This window comes from Longimonas sp., from assembly GCF_046498435.1.
In the GTDB taxonomy this organism is placed as follows: Bacteria; Bacteroidota; Rhodothermia; order Rhodothermales; family Salinibacteraceae; genus Longimonas.
The window spans coordinates 1-3,174 of record NZ_JAWOAR010000072.1 but is presented as its reverse complement, the minus strand read 5'-3'; the positions used below and the strand labels follow the sequence as shown (position 1 = coordinate 3,174).

The window sequence follows — 3,174 nt, the reverse complement described above, 5'->3', positions numbered from 1 at the left end:
CGGAATTGGAGGGGGCGTGCAGGATGATGCCGTAGACAATCCGCGCTTCATTGTGCGCGCTGGACCGGAAGCGCCGCTGCCGGTGGAGCTAACCACGTTCGAGGGCCAGTCCGATGGCACCGACGCGGTGCTGTCGTGGACGACGGCCTCGGAGACGAACAACGCCGGCTTCAACGTGCAGCGCCAGACCGACAATGGCACGTACGAGACGCTCACGTTTGTGGAGGGCGCCGGTACGACCGACACGCCGCAGTCCTATCAGACACGCGTAGATGATCTAAGCTACGGAGCCCATACCTTCCGTGTCGAACAGGTGGATACCGATGGCACGGCCACCCCCAGCGAGCCGGTGGAGGTGCAGGTGCGCCTGCAAGATGACATGGCCCTTACCCCGGTGGCCCCGAACCCGGTGCGCGGGCAAGGCACTGTGGAACTGACCGTACGGGAGACGCAGGCGGTGACGGCCACGGTGTACGATGCCCTGGGCCGCCGCGTACGCACGCTGCACGACGGCGAGATTGCCGGGCAGCGCCCACAGACGCTAACAATTGACACAGCCACCCTTGCAAGCGGAACGTACTTCCTGCGTGTGCAGGGCGAAGACGCCACGCAAACGACGCGGTTTGTCGTTGTGCGATAACATCCAGGTGGTGAGACCGCCGGCACCCTCGATCATGTAATCCAAACAGTCCATACTCATGTCTACGTCCTACAATACATCGCTGCTCTGGCGCTCGGAGGACGACGAGCCATCTTATCAACATGAATCGGATGGCGGCACGCCGCGTCCTGCAGGCTACGAGCCGCCCCGCGTTCGCTCGCTGGGTACGCTCCCCGAGTCTACCGGGATGGATACCTCGTCCCAGACGTTTCCACCCACGCCAGTCTCGTGACAATCCATGGTGCGAACCACGCTGCCCCGTATGCTTTTATCGGCCCGATGAAAACCGTTCCTCCCACACCCATCGCGGCGTTTCGCATGGCGAAGTCGGCAGGCGAGGGCATTACGGTGCACGTTACGCGCTCAAGTGCAGAAGTAGGGCCGCCTGTACCCGACTGGCACGCCATCGGCGAGGCGCTGGCGCTGGAGCCGATGCCTGCTCCCCATGCGTCTGATGCCGACATCCACATCAAGCTGGCCCCTGCGTTGCCGCCCCGCCCGGAAGCCGCAACCCGCGTCAGCCGCGATGAGCGCGGTACGGTGTGGCGTCACGCCTCGGGGTGGCACATCGAGCGCGCCACCTACACCGCCCGGCTTGCGCCAACGAACCCAGTCGCCACGCTGGCCATGGCAACCGCGCCCGCTTCCGAGGAGGGCACCGCCCGCTGGGCGCACGCCTTTCGCGACGTGCTCACCCTGCTCCTCCCCCGCACCGGCTGGATGCCGCTCCACGCCGCCGCCCTGCGAGCCCCCGCTGGATCCACAGGACCAAACGCCCTCCTGCTGGTCGGGCCGTCTGGATGCGGGAAGTCGACGCTCACCGCCGGGCTCATGATGCGCGCGTGGGCAGGGGTCAGCGACGATATGCTGGTGGTGCCTCCGCCTGCAACGACGAGCGTGCACGTGCACAGCCTGGCGCAGACCATCCACGTGTGCACCGATGCGTGGGACCGGCTGGACCTGCCCGCACCCACCAGCATCAACCCGCCGCGCAGTCTGTTTGGGCGGTTTACGGAACGAGAAAAGCGTCCGATGCACCCGCGCATGCGTCCGCGCCACCATAGTCCCGATCCCGCTCCCACAATGCGCCGTGCGGCGCAGGCGGCCCCTGCCGCACTCCTTCTTCCAACCATTACGGATCGCAAGAGGAGCGAACTCGTTGCCTGCTCAGCCACGCAGGCCCTGCCTGAACTCATGGCCCAGGGCGTACCGCCCGCGCTCCTGCCCCCCGATGCCGCCCGGGCCCAGTGGGATCGCATGGGGCACCTGCTGCGCCAGTGCACCGTGTATCGCCTGCACGCCGGACGCGACCTCTACCACGATCCAGGGCGCCTGGCGGAACTCTTACAAACCACAACGGCGCTCGTATAGCCTTCTGTATCTGCCCTCCGCTACATCATGCCTGCTGCTCCTGCCTTTGCCGACGATGTGCCCGTGCGCTGCGCCTCGCATGCCACTGCCACCGCGCTCGATGCCGATGCCGCTGTCGTGCTCGACCTGAACAGCCAGACGTACTACGAACTCAACGAGACCGGATACGTGCTCTGGTCGTACCTGCAAGAGCACGATCAGGCCACCGCCCCTGAGCTGGCCGAGGCGCTCCGAGCCCACGCCAACGCAAAAAGCGACGATGCCGAGCCCGCACTCTCACAGGCCACCGCCCGTACGCACACCGACACGTTTCTGCAATCCATGCGTGCGGTTCAACTCATCGTGCCTGCATCATGATTGCTGATGAATCGCCAAACATAGCGGTGCACATCCAGCAGTACGCTGCGCGTCCACGGTGGCGCCGGGCCTTGTCGTGCATGCGCGCGCTACCCCACGCGCTCTGGCTCTACGCTATTGTGGCGCTGCACCTGCGCCGCGTGCAGCAAGCCGCCGCACCACACACGCTCCCCAACGTACTGAAACGCCTGACTCCAACCGTGCCTCACACCACCTGGCGCGGACTGGGCCCGCCGCTTGCGCTGGGCGCGTGCCTGACGGTGGCGTATCGGCTCACCACGCGCGGGCGCTCCGGCCGCTGCCTGCCGCGTGCGCTTCTTCTGTTTGGATTGATGCAGCGCACCGCACATGCGCCCGTGCATTTCTGCCTTGGCGCACAGCGCAACCGTCCGCATGAGCACCTGGCCCACGCCTGGGTTGAGATTCGCGGCACGGCGCTGGCCGAGCCCGTCGATCCGCGCACCACCCATCGCCTGCTCTACCGCTACCCGCCCGCCTCCTGATGGCTGATTCCGACGCTGTTTCCGATACCGCCGTTCAGGTGGGATGCGCCGCGCTCCGCCACGCGCTCCAGGTCGATGCATCCGAGAAGTGGACCTCGACCCTGGATGCACATGCCGAGCAGTGCGCCCCTGCTCATCTGGTGGCATGGACGCAACATCACAACGTAGTGCCGTCGGTGTACCGGGCGCTGGCGGCCACCGATCATCCCCACGCTGGCCCGCTTCGGGACGCCCTTGCTCCGCATGCACAGACCGTGGCGGCTGCCGGACTCCTACAGGCCG

The 3,174-nt window shown here is 66.4% G+C and carries 6 protein-coding genes; all 6 read left to right on the top strand.

All coding sequences use genetic code 11. The features are described 5' to 3' along the window. On the top strand, positions 1-640 hold a 640-nt coding region (locus tag R6U20_RS03160), incomplete at its 5' end, for a T9SS type A sorting domain-containing protein (RefSeq protein WP_410336419.1). Between the two features lie 58 nt (positions 641-698). Next, positions 699-893 (top strand): hypothetical protein, encoded by a 195-nt coding sequence (locus tag R6U20_RS03155; protein ID WP_410336418.1) that lies wholly within the window; start codon positions 699-701, stop codon positions 891-893. Positions 894-940: 47 nt separating this feature from the next. Continuing rightward, complete coding sequence (locus tag R6U20_RS03150; RefSeq protein ID WP_410336417.1) at positions 941-2,032, top strand: hypothetical protein; 1,092 nt, start codon at positions 941-943, stop codon at positions 2,030-2,032. Positions 2,033-2,059: 27 nt separating this feature from the next. Further along, on the top strand, positions 2,060-2,389 hold the full coding sequence (locus R6U20_RS03145) for a PqqD family protein (RefSeq protein ID WP_410336416.1): 330 nt from the start codon (positions 2,060-2,062) through the stop codon (positions 2,387-2,389). Next, positions 2,386-2,892, top strand: coding sequence for a lasso peptide biosynthesis protein (locus R6U20_RS03140; RefSeq protein WP_410336415.1), 507 nt, complete (start codon positions 2,386-2,388; stop codon positions 2,890-2,892). Before R6U20_RS03145 ends, R6U20_RS03140 begins: the two co-directional genes overlap by 4 nt. Beyond that, positions 2,892-3,174: hypothetical protein (locus R6U20_RS03135; protein WP_410336414.1), on the top strand; the 283-nt coding region annotated here is incomplete at its 3' end. The genes R6U20_RS03140 and R6U20_RS03135, both read left to right, overlap by 1 nt.

Excerpts from the sequence above, each read along its gene's own strand:
- R6U20_RS03155 (WP_410336418.1), top strand. The coding sequence starts at position 699 with ATGTCTACGTCCTACAATACATCGCTGCTCTGGCGCTCGGAGGACGAC.
- R6U20_RS03140 (WP_410336415.1), top strand. The coding sequence starts at position 2,386 with ATGATTGCTGATGAATCGCCAAACATAGCGGTGCACATCCAGCAGTAC.
- R6U20_RS03145 (WP_410336416.1), top strand. The coding sequence starts at position 2,060 with ATGCCTGCTGCTCCTGCCTTTGCCGACGATGTGCCCGTGCGCTGCGCC.
- R6U20_RS03150 (WP_410336417.1), top strand. The coding sequence starts at position 941 with ATGAAAACCGTTCCTCCCACACCCATCGCGGCGTTTCGCATGGCGAAG.